General features: G+C 73.8%; 9 protein-coding genes and 2 pseudogenes. 3 read left to right on the top strand and 8 right to left on the bottom strand.

Translation table 11 applies throughout. The features are described from left to right. Window positions 1-159 precede the first annotated feature (159 nt). From IE330_RS00085 to IE330_RS00075, 3 genes are all read left to right on the top strand, one after another. Window positions 160-4,827, top strand: a complete 4,668-nt coding sequence (locus tag IE330_RS00085) for an ATP-dependent helicase (protein ID WP_190133692.1) — start codon at window positions 160-162, stop codon at window positions 4,825-4,827. Window positions 4,828-5,196: 369 nt separating this feature from the next. Beyond that, entirely contained in the window at window positions 5,197-5,997 is an 801-nt protein-coding gene (locus IE330_RS00080) for an Fpg/Nei family DNA glycosylase (protein ID WP_190133691.1), read from the top strand. Between the two features lie 127 nt (window positions 5,998-6,124). Further along, a complete protein-coding gene (locus IE330_RS00075) occupies window positions 6,125-6,901 on the top strand; it encodes an SDR family NAD(P)-dependent oxidoreductase (RefSeq protein ID WP_190133690.1) in 777 nt (258 codons plus the stop codon). Between the two features lie 643 nt (window positions 6,902-7,544). Here IE330_RS00075 and IE330_RS00070 read toward each other — a convergent pair. The 8 genes and pseudogenes from IE330_RS00070 to IE330_RS00035 form a co-directional block, all read right to left on the bottom strand. Further along, window positions 7,545-8,015: a Dps family protein gene (locus tag IE330_RS00070; RefSeq protein ID WP_190133689.1), complete on the bottom strand. Its 471-nt coding sequence runs from the start codon at window positions 8,013-8,015 to the stop codon at window positions 7,545-7,547. 459 nt (window positions 8,016-8,474) lie between these two features. Further along, complete coding sequence (locus tag IE330_RS00065; RefSeq protein ID WP_030688912.1) at window positions 8,475-8,849, bottom strand: helix-turn-helix domain-containing protein; 375 nt, start codon at window positions 8,847-8,849, stop codon at window positions 8,475-8,477. A 109-nt stretch (window positions 8,850-8,958) separates the two neighbouring features. Further along, window positions 8,959-9,111 (bottom strand): annotated as a pseudogene (locus IE330_RS00060) (damage-inducible protein CinA); the annotation flags it as partial. 312 nt (window positions 9,112-9,423) lie between these two features. Beyond that, window positions 9,424-9,825, bottom strand: a pseudogene (locus IE330_RS00055) (CinA family protein); the annotation flags it as partial. Window positions 9,826-9,926: 101 nt separating this feature from the next. Then, on the bottom strand, window positions 9,927-10,649 hold the full coding sequence (pgsA, locus tag IE330_RS00050) for a CDP-diacylglycerol--glycerol-3-phosphate 3-phosphatidyltransferase (RefSeq protein WP_190133688.1): 723 nt from the start codon (window positions 10,647-10,649) through the stop codon (window positions 9,927-9,929). After that, window positions 10,646-12,145 carry a 30S ribosomal protein S12 methylthiotransferase RimO gene (gene rimO / locus IE330_RS00045; RefSeq protein ID WP_190133687.1) on the bottom strand — a complete coding sequence of 500 codons (1,500 nt, stop codon included), beginning with the start codon at window positions 12,143-12,145 and terminating at the stop codon, window positions 10,646-10,648. Before rimO ends, pgsA begins: the two co-directional genes overlap by 4 nt. Before the next feature lie 86 nt (window positions 12,146-12,231). Beyond that, window positions 12,232-13,131, bottom strand: coding sequence for a helix-turn-helix domain-containing protein (locus IE330_RS00040; RefSeq protein ID WP_190133686.1), 900 nt, complete (start codon window positions 13,129-13,131; stop codon window positions 12,232-12,234). A gap of 292 nt (window positions 13,132-13,423) precedes the next feature. Continuing rightward, window positions 13,424-16,243, bottom strand: coding sequence for a DNA translocase FtsK (locus IE330_RS00035; protein ID WP_190133685.1), 2,820 nt, complete (start codon window positions 16,241-16,243; stop codon window positions 13,424-13,426). Window positions 16,244-16,565 lie beyond the last annotated feature (322 nt).

Below are 16,565 nucleotides of genomic sequence, written 5' to 3'. Positions count from 1 at the left end.
GTCGGCGGTCGGCGGTCGGCGGTCGGCGGTCGGCGGTCGGCGGTCGGCGGTCGGCGGTCGGCGGTCGGCGGTCGGCGGTCGGCGGCCAGCGACCGGCGACCCGCGGTGTCGTTCCCGCAGCTCAGCGCCATTGTCAGTGGCGGGGTGCACGATGGATCCATGGTCAGGTCCGCAGACAGCGCCTCCGGCGCCCTCGACGGCTTCTCCCCCGCGACCCGCGGCTGGTTCTCGGGGGCCTTCTCCGCGCCCACGTCCGCCCAGGCCGGGGCGTGGCGGGCGATCGCGGAGGGCTCGGACGTGCTGGTGGTCGCGCCGACCGGCTCCGGCAAGACCCTGGCCGCGTTCCTCGCCGCCCTGGACCAGCTCGCCTCGACCCCGCCCCCGGCGGACCCGAAGAAACGCTGCCGGGTGCTGTACGTCTCGCCGCTGAAGGCCCTCGCGGTCGACGTGGAGCGCAATCTGCGCAGCCCGCTCACGGGCATCCGGCAGGAAGCCGTGCGCCTCGGCCTGCCCGAGCCCGAGGTGCGGGTCGGCATCCGCTCCGGCGACACCCCGGCGGCCGAGCGCCGCGCCCTGGCCACCCGCCCGCCGGACATCCTGATCACCACCCCGGAGTCCCTGTTCCTGATGCTCACGTCCGCCACGCGGGACGCGCTGACGGGCATCGAGACGGTCATCCTGGACGAGGTGCACGCGGTCGCGGGCACCAAGCGCGGCGCGCACCTCGCGCTCACCCTGGAGCGGCTCGACGCGATCCTGAAGCGCCCCGCGCGCCGGATCGGCCTGTCCGCGACGGTGCGCCCGGTCGACGAGGTGGCCCGCTATCTGTCGCCGCAGCGCAGGGTGGAGGTCGTCCAGCCCACGTCGGGCAAGGAGTTCGACCTGTCGGTGGTCGTCCCCGTCGAGGACCTCGGGGAGCTCGGTGGCTCCCCGGCGGCGGACTCCGACCAGGCCACGGAGCGCCCCTCCATCTGGCCGCACGTGGAGGAGCGCATCACCGACCTGGTGCAGGCGCACCGCTCGACGATCGTCTTCGCCAACTCACGCCGCCTGGCGGAGCGCCTGTGCAACCGTCTCAACGAGATCGCGTACGAGCGTGCCACCGGCGAACCGCTCCCGGAGGACCACAGCCCGGCCGACATGATGGCCCAGTCGGGCGCCGCCAAGAGCGCGCCGCCCGTGCTCGCCCGCGCGCACCACGGATCGGTGTCCAAGGAGCAGCGCGCCCAGGTCGAGGAGGACCTGAAAGCGGGTCGGCTGCCCGCCGTGGTCGCCACCTCCAGCCTGGAGCTGGGCATCGACATGGGCGCCGTCGACCTGGTGGTGCAGGTCGAGTCGCCCCCGTCCGTGGCCTCCGGGCTGCAGCGGGTGGGCCGCGCCGGCCACCAGGTGGGCGCGGTCTCCACGGGAGTGGTCTTCCCGAAGTACCGGGGGGACCTGGTCCAGGCCGCCGTCGTCACGGAGCGGATGCGGGAGGGCGCCATCGAGTCGCTGCGCGTCCCCTCGAACCCGCTGGACGTGCTGGCCCAGCAGCTCGTCGCGATGGTCTCCCTGGACACCTGGCAGGCGGACGACCTCCTGGCCGTGGTCCGGCGCGCGGCGCCCTTCACGTCGCTGCCCGAGTCGGCGTTCACGTCCGTCCTGGACATGCTCGCCGGGCGGTATCCCTCCGACGCGTTCGCGGAGCTGCGCCCGCGCGTGGTGTGGGACCGTGTCGCGGGTACCGTCACCGGCCGCCCGGGCGCGCAGCGCCTCGCGGTGACGTCCGGGGGCACGATCCCCGACCGGGGGCTCTTCGGGGTCTTCCTGGCGGGCGCCGACCCGAAGAAGGGCGGCGGCCGGGTCGGCGAGCTCGACGAGGAGATGGTCTACGAATCGCGCGTGGGCGACGTCTTCACCCTGGGCACCAGCTCCTGGCGCATCGAGGACATCACACGCGACCGGGTGCTCGTCTCCCCCGCACCCGGTGTCCCCGGACGGCTGCCGTTCTGGAAGGGCGACCAACTGGGCCGCCCGCTCGAACTGGGCCGGGCGGTCGGCGCCTTCCTGCGCGAGATCGGCTCGCTCTCGCAGGACGACGCGCGCGGGCGCCTGCACGCCGCGGGCCTCGACACCTGGGCCGCGGACAACGTCCTGGCGTACCTCGCCGAGCAGCGCGAGGCCTGCGGGCACATCCCGGACGACCGCACGATCGTGGTGGAGCGGTTCCGCGACGAGCTGGGCGACTGGCGGGTCGTCGTGCACTCGCCGTTCGGCGCCCAGGTGCACGCTCCCTGGTCCCTGGCGCTCGGCGCCCGCCTCACCGAGCGGTACGGCATGGACGCCCAGGTGATGCACGCCGACGACGGCATCGTGCTGCGGCTGCCCGACGCCGACCTCATGGGGCTCGACCTGCTCGACCGCGAGCCGGTGGACATCACCGCGGGCTCCGCCTCGGACCCGGAGAAGGCCCCGGTCGGCGCGGCCGACGTGACCTTCGACAAGGGCGAGGTCAACCAGATCGTCACCGACCAGGTGGGCGGCTCGGCCCTGTTCGCCTCACGCTTCCGCGAGTGCGCCGCCCGCGCGCTGCTGCTGCCCCGCCGCAACCCGGGCAAGCGCACGCCCCTGTGGCAGCAGCGCCAGCGCGCCGCCCAGCTCCTGGAGGTGACGAGCGAGTACGGCTCCTTCCCGATCATCCTGGAGGCGGTCAGGGAGTGCCTCCAGGACGTCTTCGACGTACCGGGCCTCACGGAGCTGATGGGCGACATCGAGTCCCGCCGCGTCCGGCTCGTGGAGGTCACCACCCCCGAGCCGTCCCCCTTCGCCCGCTCCCTGCTGTTCGGGTACGTCGCCCAGTTCCTGTACGAGGGCGACTCGCCCCTGGCCGAGCGCCGCGCGGCCGCCCTGTCCCTGGACTCCCGGCTGCTCGCCGAACTCCTCGGCCAGGCGGAGCTGCGCGAGCTGCTCGACGCGGACGTCCTCGCCGAGCTGGAGCGCGAGCTCCAGTGGCGCACGGACGAACGCCGCGTCAAGGACGCCGAGGGCGTCGCCGACCTGCTGCGCCTGCTCGGCCCGCTCACGGACGCCGAGCTCGCCGAGCGCGGCGCCGAGCGCTCCTGGGCCGAGGAGCTCGCGACCACCCGCCGCGCCATCCGCGTCCGCATCGCCGGGGCCGACCACTGGGCGGCCATCGAGGACGCGGGCCGCCTGCGCGACGCCCTCGGGACCGCGCTGCCGGTCGGCGTCCCCGAGGCGTTCACGGAGCCCGTCAAGGACCCCTTGGGCGACCTCCTCGCGCGCTACGCCCGTACGCACGGCCCGTTCACCTCCGCCGCGGCCGCCGCCCGCTTCGGCCTGGGCGCCGCCGTCACGGAGGGCGCGCTCCAGCGCCTCGCCGCGAACGGCCGGGTCGTCCAGGGCGAGTTCCACCCGGCGGGCATCGGCCAGGAGTGGTGCGACGCGGCCGTGCTGCGCCGTCTGCGCCGCCGCTCCCTGGCCGCGCTCCGCCAGGAGCTGGAGCCGGTGCCCCCGGTCGCGCTGGCCCAGTTCCTGCCGCAGTGGCAGCACCTGAGTGGCCACGGGCTTCGCGGCATCGACGGCCTGGTGCGCGCGATCGAGCAGTTGCAGGGCGCGTCGGTGCCCGCGTCGGCCCTCGAGAAGCTCGTCCTCCCCTCCCGGGTCACGGGATATGCCCCGGCTCTGCTCGACGAGCTGACCGCCGCCGGCGAGGTGGTGTGGGCCGGGGCCGGAGCGCTCCCCGGCAAGGACGGCTGGGTCTCGCTCTACCTGGCCGACGCCGCGCCGCTGCTCCTGCCGGCCGCGCACCCCTTGGAGCTCACCGCCCTCCACCAGTCCGTCCTGGACTCCCTCTCCGGGGGGTACGGCCTGTTCTTCCGGCAGATCGCCGACCAGGTCCGCGCCACCACGCACCCGGAGGTCACCGATCCCCAACTCGCCGACGCGGTCTGGGACCTGGCCTGGTCAGGGCGGCTGACCAACGACACGCTGGCGCCCCTGCGCTCCCTCCTGGGTTCGGGCCGCACGGCGGGTTCCACGGCCCACCGCGCGAAGCGCGCGGTCCCGCGCGGGCGGTACGGCACCCTCACCGCCGCCGCCCGGCCCGCCTCGCGCACCGGCCCTCCCACGGTCGCGGGCCGCTGGTCCCTCCTGCCCGCCCGCGAGCCCGACCCGACCCTGCGCGCCCACGCCCTGGCCCGCACCCTGCTCGATCGGCACGGCGTGGTCACCCGGGGCGCGGTGGCGGCCGAGGGCGTCGAAGGCGGCTTCTCGGCGACGTACCGCATCCTGTCGGCCTTCGAGGACAGCGGCCAGGCCCGCCGGGGGTACGTGGTGGAAGGGCTCGGCGCCGCGCAGTTCGCGATGGACGGGGCCGTGGACCGGTTGCGCGCGGCGGCCACCGCGCGCGAGCGCGCGGGCGGCGCGCACACCGGTGACCCCCAGGCGGTCGTCCTGGCGGCCGCCGACCCCGCGAACGCGTACGGGGCCGCGCTGCCCTGGCCGGACCCCCCGGCCGAGGCCGGGCACAAGCCGGGCCGCAAGGCGGGGTCCCTGGTGGTGCTCGTGGACGGTGAGCTGACGCTGTACGTGGAGCGCGGCGGCAAGAGCGTCCTCGCCTGGGCGACACCCGATACGCCGCCCGGGGAGCAGGACCCGCGCCTCCACGCGGCCGCGAGCGCGCTGGCCTCGGCGGCCAAGGCGGGTGCCCTCGGCACGGTCACGGTGGAGCGCGTCAACGGCGTCTCCGCCCTGACCTCCCCCCTGGCCCCGCTCCTGGAGCACACGGGCTTCCACGCCACCCCCAGAGGCCTCCGCCTCCGCGCCTGACCGCCCACCGGGGCGACGGCTGGCCCCGCCCGCACCTGGACCCGATACGGGGTGCGTACACCCTGGCTGACGGGTAGACGCAGCCCCGGGCACGCGTGGCCACGGCCCGGGTACACGGCCCGCCCCACCGCGAGCCCTTCCGCCCCGCCTCGTACGCAGGCCCCGCCCGACCGAGCCACCCACCAGCCACAGCGCCCTCTCAGCCAGGGCACACCCCCACGAGGCCCCCAGCCCCCAGCCAAGCCACTCCGCCAGCCACAGCACCCCGCAGCCAGGGCGCACCGCCCACAGCACCCCGCAGCCAGGGCGCACCGCCCACAGCACCCCGCCGGCCCCAGCGCCCCCACCAGAAAGTGTCACCCTGGACCCATGCCCGAAGGAGACACCGTCCACCAGACGGCCCGGCGTCTGCACCAGGCCCTGGCCGGTCACACCCTCACCCGGTCCGACCTGCGCGTCCCCAAGCTGGCCACGGCCGACCTGACCGGCCGTACCGTCCTGGACGTCACCCCGCGCGGCAAGCACCTCCTCACCCGGGTGGAAGGCGGCCTCACGCTGCATTCGCACCTGCGGATGGACGGCGCCTGGCGGGTCTTCGCCGTGCACGAACGCTGGCGCGGCGGCCCCGCCCACCAGATCCGCGCCATCCTCGGTACGGCCGAGCGCACGGCCGTGGGCTACCGGCTGCCCGTCCTGGAACTGCTCCGCACCGCCGACGAACACCGCGCCGTCGGCCACCTGGGGCCCGACCTCCTGGGCCCCGACTGGGACCCCGACGGCGCCCTGCGCAACCTGCTCGCCGCACCGGAGCGCCCCCTCGGCGAGGCACTCCTCGACCAGCGCAACCTCGCGGGCATCGGCAACATCTACAAGAGCGAGCTGTGCTTCCTGCTCGGCGTGACCCCGTGGCTGCCCGTCGGCGAACTCCCCACCGAGACGGCGGACCGCCTGCCGGGACTCGCCAAGAAGCTCCTGGAGGCCAACCGCGACCGCCCGGACCGTACGACCACGGGCGTCCCCCGCCCCGGCCGACGCCTGTACGTGTACGGCCGCGCGCCGCGCCCGTGCCTGCGCTGCGGCACCCCGGTACGGGTGGCCGAGCAAGGCGACGGCTCCCGCCAGCGCCCCACGTACTGGTGCCCGGCCTGCCAGACCGGCCCCACCCCCTGAGCCGTAGCTCCGGCCGACCACGCCCCGTCAACGCACCTGGCCGCCCGCCCGCCCGCAGGGCACCCCGATCGCACCTCTCCGCGCACCCTAGTTGACGGCCCATCAGAAACCGTCCTACGGTCCCGCCATGCCCCTCAAGGCGTACGACCTCACCGGCCGCACCGCCTTCGTCACCGGCGCGGCGAGCGGCATTGGGCGTGCCACTGCCGTTCTGCTCGCGGAGGCGGGCGCCACGGTGCACTGCGCCGACCAGGACGCGCCGGACCTGCACGGGACGGCCGCGCGCATCGAGGCGGCCGGCGGCACCGCGCACCCGCACGTGCTGGACGTCACCGACGAGGCGCGGGTGGAGCGGACCGTCGCCGGCGCGGCCACGACGACGGGCCGTCTCGACGTCCTGGCCGCGATCGCCGGGATCATGCACAGCAGCCCGGTCCTGGAGACCCGCGAGGAGGACCTCGACCGGGTCCTCGGCGTGAACTTCAAAGGCGTCCTGTACGCCTGCCGGGCGGCGGCCCGTGTGATGATCGCGGGCGGCAGGGGCGGCAGCATCGTCACGATGGCGTCCGGCGCCGTGGACACCGGCGGCCCCGGCCTGCTCTGCTACGGCGTCTCCAAGGCCGCGGTCGTCCAGCTCACGAAGACGCTGGCCACGGAAGTGGGCCCGTACGGCATCCGCGTCAACGCGGTGGCCCCGGGCTGGATCCGTACGCCGATGACGGCTCGCCACGACGCGGCGGACCGGGCCCGTACCGAGGACCTCATCGTCCGCAGGGCTCCGCTCGGCCGGGTCGGCGCGCCCGAGGACGTCGCCCATGCCGTGCTGCACCTGGCGTCGGACGCCGCGGCCTTCACCACCGGCCAGATCCTCCGCCCCAACGGCGGCGTGGCCATGCCTTGGTAGCAGCGCCGCGGAGGCCCCGCCCCTAGGTAGCAGCGCCTGCTCCACGCGGGCGCCCCGCGCCCCGTGGTAGTAGCGCCCGCTCCGTGCAGACGCCCCGCGCCCCTGCCCCTCATCACCCGGCCACCCCTCACACCCCTGGTCCCCCAAGTGTCTCGCCAGGCCTCCGCCCCTGCCTCCGCCGGCGCGGCCGGATCGCCCCCGGCGCCCGCTCCCGCGGCGCGCAGTGCACCGGAAGCAGGCTGAGCCCCCATCCGCCGGCGGCGACGGCCCCTTCCAGGGCCCCGGCGTCGCGGGCCACCGCAAGGCGCAGCACCGCCCACCACCACAGCGCGGTGACGCCGAGTGCCGGCGCCCACCGCAGGACGCGCCCCGCCACGGCTGTCACCTCCCGCAGACGACGCTGGACCCGGTACGTGCCCCGGGCGGCACGGCACACCACCACCCGCGCGGCACCCCGCACAGCCCGCTCACGGCCACAACCGGCTGACCGACAGACGACCGGCCGACGGACGGACGGACGGACCGGTCCAGCCGCCCGAGCGCACGGGCACGGACACACGAGCACGGGCACACAGGGCACGCGGGCACAGGGCCAGGCACAGGCACAGGCACGCGGGCACGGGCAGGGACCGGACGCGGCCCGCTACCCGTTCTCGGCCTGGAACATCCAGTGGTGCTTCTCCAGGTCGGCCGTGATCTGGATGAAGAGGTCCTGGGTCACCGGGTCCGGCTCGTCCGTGGCCTGCACCCGCTCCCGCATCCGCGTGATCACCGCGCCGAGGGCGTCCACGAGCGTCCCGACCGCGTCCACGTCCTTGACCCAGCCCTCAGGGACGTCGCCGATACCGCTGCTGGCGGCCACCGTGGCCGCCCGCGCGTCGGGCGAGACGCCGAGGGTCGAGGCCCGCTCCGCGACCGTGTCGGTGTGCTGGCGCGCGGTGTCCACGACCTCGTCGAGCTGGAGGTGGATGGAGCGGAAGCGCGGCCCGACCACGTTCCAGTGGATCTGCTTGGCGACCAGGGAGAGGTCCACGAGATCCACGAGCGTGCCCTGCAGGGCATCGGCCACCGTCTTCAGGTCGTCGTCGGACAGCGGGCTCTTCACGACGTACATCGGCTACCTCCGGTGCTCACGTTCATCAGGTGTGTCCGGGCGCACGGCTGCCCCCGGGCCCGCGCACCAAACACCCCTCCACCATCGCGCACGGCCCCGAGGACGGCACTTCGGACAACGCCGCCGACAACGCGGCCGACAGCCCGCCCCACGACGCCCCCCACGGCCGCGCCCCGCCCGGCCACGCCCCCTGGCGGACGTCCGAACACCGCGGCAGACAGCGAAAAGCCCCGGCCGGGACACCCCGGCCGGGGCCTTGCTCGCGTATTGGCCATCGCCCGAACCTCAGACGACCTCGCACAGGCAGTCGGCGAAACAGGCAGCCGACGAAACAAGCAGCCGACAGGCCGCCGAAGAAATGGACAGCCGAATGATCAGATAGCCGGAAGCCCGGTCAAGCAGCGACCGGGCGACCAAGCAACCAGGCGGGCAACCAAGCAGGCACCCAGCCGTTGCACGTCAGGCGGCGACGACGTCGACCGCTTCCGCAGGCGCCTTGATCGTCACCCGTTCCGGTGGCACACCGGTCACCGAGACGGAATTGAGCATCGGGCGGACCGGTGCCCGCACCGGTTCCGTGGCAGCGGCCGACTCGGCCAGTTCGGCGAGCGAGAGCTCGTCGCTCACTTCTCGCATGAGCTCGGACATCCGTACGTCAAGCGCGTCGCAGATCGCGGAAAGCAGCTCGGAGGAAGCCTCCTTCTGCCCCCGCTCCACCTCGGAGAGATAGCCGAGTGAGACTCGGGCGGACGAGGAGACTTCGCGCAGAGTACGGCCCTGGCGCTGGCGCTGCCGACGCAGCACGTCACCCAACAGGCGACGGAGCAGAATCATCGGTGGCTCCCTCCTCGGACCGCGTAGCCGCATCCTTCACGCCCCACCGTACCGCCTCGCGCGGCGGCCGTGCGGGGAGCGATGTCGTGTTCACTCAGGGCTGCAAACATCAAGTCCCCCCGTTCTGTTCCGTATCCTGTGCCCGCTCGTTCCCGGCGCGTTCGCCGGTGAGCTGCTCAAGAAGCAGGCTTAGCACGCCGCGGACGCTCTCCATACGGATTTCCGTACGGTTTCCGTTCAACCGCAGAGCGGCCACTTTCCCCTCAGAGCGAAGCGGGGAACGTTCCCCGTCCGCCCCGGAAACCGCACCCGCACCGCCGGCGACAGCGTCCGCGCGGCCGAAAACGGCCTGTGTGCCCCCTGCAGCGGCCTCCGGCGCCGGGCTCACGCCCGCCTCCCGAGGAGCGCTCTCCGCCGCCCCGTGGGCGCTTTCCGTGGGCTCAGACACCACGTCGGCGCCCGAACCCGCCCGGGTGAAAAAGCCCACCCCGGCCTCGGAGCTCACCCCGGCCTCGGAGCCCACCCCAGCCTCGCTGCCCACCTCAGCCTCAAAGCTCACTCCGGCCTCAGGAGCCCCATCCCCCCGCGTACCCGCCCTCGGCCCCGGCCCGGCCACCGCCACGAACACCGTCCCTACAGGACGGCCGTCCTGCGGCGTCGGCCCGGCCACGCCCGTGGTCGCGATCCCCCAGTCCGCTCCCAGCAGCTTCCGCACCCCGGCGGCCATCTGACACGCCACCTCGGCGTCCACGGCCCCGCGTGCGGCCAGGAGACCGCCGTCGACCCCGAGGACATCCCGCTTGAGTTCGGTCGCGTACGCGGTCACGGAGCCCCGGAAGGCCTGGGACGCCCCGGGCACGCCCGTCACCTCGGCGGCCACCAGGCCACCCGTCAGCGACTCGGCGACAGCCAGGGTCTCGCCCCGCTCCGTCAGCAGCCGCAGCACCTCGGACGCGACCCCGCCGGGCCCGGCCACGGCGTCCGCCGCGACCCCGGAAGGCGCCGCCTCAGAGCCACTGAAAGGCTCCTCGGGGTACCCGGAAGGCTCCGCGGAGTACCTGGAAGGTCCCTCGGACGTCACTGCCCCGCTCCCGGCTCCCTCGCATCCGTGACCCCGGCGGTCACCTCGGCCCCGGCCGCCGCAGCGGCCGCCTCGGCCCTCCCGCGCCGCCGCAGCACCACGGCCTGCTTCACGTAGTCGAGCCCGGTCACCACGGTCAGCACGACGGCCACCGCCATCACCCAGAACCGCAGCGTGGCCAGCGGCCCGGTCAGCGCCAGGACGTACATGCCGACGGCCGTGCCCTGGGCCAGCGTCTTCATCTTGCCGCCGCGGCTGGCCGGAATGACGCCGTAGCGGATCACCCAGAACCGCAGCAGCGTGATCCCCAGCTCGCGGCCGAGGATCACGACGGTCACCCACCACGGCAGGTCGCCCAGCCAGGACAGACAGATCAGGGCGGCACCCATGATCGCCTTGTCGGCGATGGGGTCGGCGATCTTGCCGAAGTCCGTGACCAGGTTGTACGTACGGGCCAGATGCCCGTCGAAGAGGTCCGTGATCATGGCGACGGCGAAGGCCGCCCAGGCGAAGGAGCGCCACGCCGGGTCGTACCCGCCGTTGCCGAGCAGCAGCATCACGAATCCGGGCACGAGCAGCAGCCGGATCATGGTCAGCAGGTTCGCGACGTTCCACAGACTGGCCTGGTCCATCGCGGCGGCGCCGAGCTTCCCGCCGCGCACCGGCTTCGCGCCGGGCGCGCCGGAGCCGCCCGCCGCGGATGCCGGGACCTGCGTCATCTGACCGTCCCTTCACCGGCGCCATGGGGTCGGCCGGAGGCCTCGACGACCTCGCACTGCTCTGCCACCAGATCCACGCCCTCCGTGCCGACGACCTTTGCCACGACCATACGGCCGATCTCCAGGCCGTCCCCAGGGGCGGAGTCGGCGAAACGGATCTGGCCGTCGGTCTCGGGCGCCTGATGGGCGGCCCGCCCGAGGGCGCCCTCCTCGTCGTCCACGGCCTCGACGAGGACCTCGACGCGCTCGCCGACGCGCTCCTCGGCGCGCTGCGAGGTCAGCTCCTCGGCCAGGCGCGCGACGCGCGCGAGCCGCTCGTCGACGACGTCCTGGTCCAGCTTGTCGTCGTACGTCGCCGCTTCCGTGCCGTCCTCGTCGGAGTAGCCGAAGACGCCGATGGCGTCGAGGCGCGCCCCGGTGAGGAAGCGCTCCAGCTCCGCCACGTCGGCCTCGGTCTCGCCGGGGAAGCCCACGATGAAGTTGGACCGCACGCCGGCCTGCGGCGCCTTGGTCCGGATCGTGTCGAGCAGCTCCAGGAACCGGTCGGTGTCGCCGAAGCGGCGCATGGCCCGCAGCACGCCGGGCGCGGAGTGCTGGAAGGACAGGTCGAAGTACGGCGCGACCTTCTCCGTGGACGTCAGGACGTCGATCAGGCCGGGGCGCATCTCGGCGGGCTGGAGGTAGCTGACCCGGACCCGCTCGATGCCGTCGACGGCGGCGAGCTCGGGCAGCAGCGACTCCAGGAGGCGGATGTCGCCGAGGTCCTTGCCGTACGAGGTGTTGTTCTCGGAGACCAGCATGATCTCCTTCACGCCCTGCTCGGCGAGCCAGCGCGTCTCGCCGAGCACGTCCGAGGGGCGGCGCGAGATGAACGAGCCGCGGAAGGACGGGATGGCGCAGAACGAGCATCTGCGGTCGCAGCCGGAGGCGAGCTTCACCGAGGCGACCGGGCTCGCGCCCAGGCGGCGGCGGAGCGGGGCGCGCGGCCCGGAGGCGGGCGCGACGCCCTCCGGCAGGTCGACCGGGGCGTGCCCCGGAAGGGCGACCTCAGCACCGGCGTCCTGCCGCTCGGCCGGGCTGATCGGCAGCAGCTTGCGGCGGTCGCGCGGCGTGTGGGCCTCGACACTGCCGCCGCTCAGGATGGTCTGGAGGCGGTTGGAGATGTCGGCGTAGTCGTCGAAACCGAGGACGCCGTCGGCTTCGGGCAGGGCCTCGGCGAGCTCCTTGCCGTAGCGCTCGGCCATGCAGCCGACGGCCACGACGGCCTGGGTGCGGCCGTGACCCTTCAGGTCATTGGCCTCGAGCAGGGCGTCGACGGAGTCCTTCTTGGCGGCTTCGACGAAGCCGCAGGTGTTGACGACGGCGACGTCCGCGTTCTCGGCGTCCTCGACGAGGGCCCAGCCGTCCGCCTCCAAGCGGCCTGCGAGCTCCTCCGAGTCCACCTCGTTACGGGCGCAGCCAAGCGTGACAAGGGCGACGGTGCGGCGTTCGGGCATGGTCTCAAGACTACTTCGTCCATGCGTCGGCGCCCGCCGCCAGGGTTGCCGGTGCCCGCGACGGGCGCTGCGGCGGGGCGCGCCGGTCAGCCGACCTCCGGGTCGCCCTTCGTGTACGTGAGGCGCTCGACCTGGCCGGGCTCGAATTCGTTCTCGACCTGCTTGCCGTTGACGAAGAGCTTGATCGCGCCGGCGTCGCCGAGCACCAGGTCGATCTTCTGCTTGTCCTGGAAGGTCTTGGACTCGCCCTGCTGGAGCAGGCCGTCGAAGAGCAGCCGGCCGTTGTGGTCCTTCGCCGAGATCCAGCTACGGCCGTCGGTGGCGTCGACCTTGACCGTGACCTTGTCCCGGGGCACCCCGGCGATGGCGCTGTCGGACGGGTCGGGCTTGGGGTCGGCGGGCTTGGGCGGGCTCGGCTTGCCGGTGGGCTTGCCGGGGCTGGGCGTGGCACCCTCGGCGACCTGGTGCGAGGCGCCGTCGCCGTCGTCACCGCCGCTGAAGGCGGTGTACGCGACGAAGCTGATCACGGCGACGATCGCGGCGACCATGGCCGCGGTCCAGTTCGGCCGGCGCGGCTCGGAGCGGATCCGCTCGGCCTCGAACAGCGGCGCGGCCGCCGTCTGCGCCGGAGGGCCGCCGCCGTGCTCCTCGTCGTACTGGGCGATCAGCGGCTCGGGGTCGGCGCCGACCGCGCGGGCGAGCGCCCGGATGTGGCCGCGCGCGTACACGTCGCCGCCGCAGCGGGAGAAGTCGTCCTGTTCGATGCCGTGCACGAGCGGGATGCGCACCCGGGTGGTCGTACTGACTTCGTCGACGCTCAGCCCCGCGTCGATGCGGGCGCGGCGCAGCACACTGCCGATCGAGGGGCGGTCCTGGACGGAGCGCTCCTGGGCGGGGCCGTCCACGGGCCCGTGCTGAGCGGGGCGGTCGTCTGCGAGGCGGTCGTCTGAAGGGCGGTCGTCTTCAGGAGAGTTGCCGATGGACACGGGTGCGCCTTTCGAGCGTGTAGCCACCTGCCGGACATTCAGTCTAGGGGGGCTGAGAAAGGGTGGGGCAACCGGGCGGACGGACTTTGTACGCCATCAGAACGGCCGGACGTCCTGATGGTGGAACGTGGTGCTTCTCTTTTCCCTCAACTGGACGTGCGCCGAAGGGAAACGGTTGCTCGGATGTCCCGTACGGGTGAGCTCGGCCGCCGTACGGGCGAACCGGGTCCCGTCCGGCGCGCGCACAGCCGTCGTACGAGGTCGGGCCCGGTGCCGCGGACGTCGGCGCGGGCTACTGGGGAGCCTCCCCACGGAGCACCGCGAGCACTCCGTCCAGCTCGTCGGGTTTCACCAGGACGTCACGCGCCTTGGAGCCCTCGCTGGGGCCGACGATGTTGCGCGACTCCATGAGGTCCATCAGGCGTCCGGCCTTGGCGAAGCCGACGCGGAGCTTGCGCTGGAGCATCGACGTGGACCCGAACTGGGTCGAGACGACCAGCTCGGCCGCCTGGCACAGCAGGTCCAGGTCGTCGCCGATGTCCTCGTCGATCTCCTTCTTCTGCTTCGAGCCCACGGTGACGTCGTCGCGGAAGACCGGCGCCATCTGGTCCTTGCAGTGCTGTACGACCGCCGCGACCTCGTCCTCGGTGACGAAGGCGCCCTGCATGCGGATCGGCTTGTTCGCCCCCATGGGCAGGAAGAGCCCGTCGCCCTTGCCGATGAGCTTCTCGGCACCGGGCTGGTCGAGGATGACGCGGCTGTCGGCGAGCGAGGAGGTGGCGAACGCGAGCCGCGAGGGGACGTTCGCCTTGATCAGGCCGGTGACGACGTCCACCGACGGCCGCTGGGTCGCGAGCACCAGGTGGATGCCGGCCGCGCGCGCGAGCTGGGTGATACGCACGATCGAGTCCTCGACGTCACGCGGCGCGACCATCATCAGGTCGGCCAGCTCGTCGACGATGACCAGCAGGTACGGGTACGGGCTGAGCTCCCGCTCGCTGCCCTCGGGGGCGCTGACCTTGCCCGCCCGGACGGCCTGGTTGAAGTCGTCGATGTGCCGGAAGCCGTACGCCGCGAGGTCGTCGTAGCGCAGGTCCATCTCCCGGACCACCCACTGGAGCGCCTCGGCGGCCCGCTTGGGGTTGGTGATGATCGGCGTGATCAGGTGCGGGATGCCCTCGTACGCGGTGAGCTCGACGCGCTTGGGGTCGACGAGGACCATCCGCACGTCCTCCGGGGTCGCCCGGACCATGATCGAGGTGATCAGGCAGTTGATGCACGACGACTTGCCGGAGCCGGTGGCGCCGGCGACGAGGATGTGCGGCATCTTCGCGATGTTCGCCATCACGTAGCCGCCCTCGACGTCCTTGCCGAGCGCGACCAGCATCGGGTGCGCGTCCTCCGCCGCGTCGGCGAGCCGCAGCACGTCGCCGACCTTGACCATCTCGCGGTCGGTGTTCGGGATCTCGATGCCGACCGCGGACTTGCCGGGGATCGGCGAGATGATCCGTACGTCCGGGGACGCGACCGCGTACGCGATGTTCTTCGCGAGCGCGGTGATCTTCTCGACCTTCACGGCGGGGCCCAGCTCGACCTCATAGCGCGTGACCGTCGGGCCCCGGGTGAAGCCGGTGACGACGGCGTCGACCTTGAACTCGCTGAAGACGGTGGTGAGCGACTCCACGACCGCGTCGTTCGCGGCGCTGCGGGCCTTGCCGGGGCCGCCGCGCTCCAGGAGGTCGAGGGACGGCAGGGAGTACGTGATGTCCCCGGAGAGCTGGAGCTGCTCCGCGCGCGGGGGCAGCTCGCGCGGCTCGTCCGGTGCGGCCTTCGTCAGGTCGGGCACGCCGGTGCTCACGGGTTCCTTGGCGGCGCCCTTCCTGCCCGGCCTGCCGGGGCGGGCGTCGGTCCCGCGCGCGGGCGGCACCGGCGCCGTCGGGTCCGGTACCGGCCCGGACGGGGCCTGCTGCGCGCGGTCCCCGGAGACGCCCTGGGTGAGGTCGGCGACCAGCGGCGAGGGCGGCATGCCGTGCAGGACCGCGCCGTCGAGCGTGGTGGCCGCGCTGGCGGCCTGGTCGAGGGCGTCCATGGGGCGGTCCGGATCGGGCTGTGCGGCGGCCCGGCGGGGCTTGCGCCGCCTGGACAGGGCCTCCGCCTCGGCCTGGTCCGCGGAGGCCGCGTCGGGGCCGCCCGCGGGCTTCCTGCGGCCGCGGGGGCGGGCGGGCAGCGCCTCGCGCCACTGCTCCTCGTAGCGCGCGTCGTCGTCGGTGAGGTCGGCGTACTCGGCGTACTCGGCGGCGTCGGCGTACTCGTAGGCCTGCGCCGGGGCCTCGAGGACGCCGAGGCGCACGCCGAGCGCGCGCAGGCGCTGCGGGATGGCGTTGACCGGGGTCGCGGTGACGACGAGCAGGCCGAAGACCGTGAGCAGCACCAGCATCGGGACCGCGAGGACGTCGCCCATGGCCTTGGTCAGGGGCGTGGCCGCGCCCCAGCCGACGAGCCCGCCGGCGTCCCTTATCGCCTGCATGCCGTCCGAGCGCGCGGGCGAGCCGCAGGCGATGTGCACCTGCCCGAGCACGCCGACGACGAGCGCGGAGAGGCCGATGACGATGCGGCCGTTGGCGTCGACCTCCTCGGGGTGCCGGATGAGGCGCATGGCCATCGCCGCCACCAGGATCGGCACCAGCAGGTCGAGCCGTCCGAAGGCGCCGGTGACCAGTATCTCGACGAGGTCGCCGACGGGGCCGCGCAGGTTGGACCAGGTTCCGGCGGCGACGATCAGCGCGACGCCGAGCAGCAGCAGCGCGAGGCCGTCCTTGCGGTGGGCGGGGTCCAGACCTCTGGCGCCGCGCCCGACGCCGCGGAACATCGCCCCCACGGCGTGCGCGATGCCGAGCCAGATGGCGCGGATGACGCGGTACAGGCCGTTGGTCGGGCTCGGCGCCGGCTTCGGGGCGGGCTTCTTCGCGGCGGCCTTCTTGACGGGCGCCTTCTTCGCCGCGGCCTTCTTCGCGGGCGGTTTCCCGGCAGCGGCCTTCTTCGCCGGAGCCTTGGTCGGCGCGACCGCCTTCTTCGCGGGCGTCTTCTTGGCGGCGGGCTGACGTGAGGCCATGGGTGTGAGGTTACCGGGGGAGGCGACGGTGGACACGTGTGCCTACCGCTTCACCCGTTTGTGTCGCCCGGGTGAAGGCGCCGGGCTGACGCGGACCCGTGGGAAGCGGGCTGACGGGGCTTCGAAGCGGGGTTTCCCAGCGGGGCGGCAGCGGGGTGGCAGGGCTCGACGGGGCCGCGCCGGGCCGGACGCCGGGCACGCGCGCGGCCAACTGACGGGTGCTCACGAGAAGCGAGTGCGGCGGCAGGGACGGTAGCGGGTACGTCAGGCACGGTAGCGAGTACGGCAGAGACGGCGAGGACGGCAGGAACGGTGGGGGCGG

Origin of the sequence: Streptomyces longispororuber, from assembly GCF_014656095.1 — a bacterium.
Classification (GTDB): domain Bacteria; phylum Actinomycetota; class Actinomycetes; order Streptomycetales; family Streptomycetaceae; genus Streptomyces; species Streptomyces longispororuber.
The sequence above is the reverse complement of the archived record's forward strand: the minus strand, read 5'-3'. Positions and strand labels throughout refer to the sequence as shown.

Bases quoted from the DNA above. Each gene is read 5' to 3' on its own strand.
- IE330_RS00085 (WP_190133692.1), top strand. From the start codon at position 160: ATGGTCAGGTCCGCAGACAGCGCCTCCGGCGCCCTCGACGGCTTCTCC.
- IE330_RS00080 (WP_190133691.1), top strand. From the start codon at position 5,197: ATGCCCGAAGGAGACACCGTCCACCAGACGGCCCGGCGTCTGCACCAG.
- IE330_RS00075 (WP_190133690.1), top strand. From the start codon at position 6,125: ATGCCCCTCAAGGCGTACGACCTCACCGGCCGCACCGCCTTCGTCACC.
- IE330_RS00070 (WP_190133689.1), bottom strand. From the start codon at position 8,015: ATGTACGTCGTGAAGAGCCCGCTGTCCGACGACGACCTGAAGACGGTG.
- IE330_RS00065 (WP_030688912.1), bottom strand. From the start codon at position 8,849: ATGATTCTGCTCCGTCGCCTGTTGGGTGACGTGCTGCGTCGGCAGCGC.
- pgsA (WP_190133688.1), bottom strand. From the start codon at position 10,649: ATGACGCAGGTCCCGGCATCCGCGGCGGGCGGCTCCGGCGCGCCCGGC.
- rimO (WP_190133687.1), bottom strand. From the start codon at position 12,145: ATGCCCGAACGCCGCACCGTCGCCCTTGTCACGCTTGGCTGCGCCCGT.
- IE330_RS00035 (WP_190133685.1), bottom strand. From the start codon at position 16,243: ATGGCCTCACGTCAGCCCGCCGCCAAGAAGACGCCCGCGAAGAAGGCG.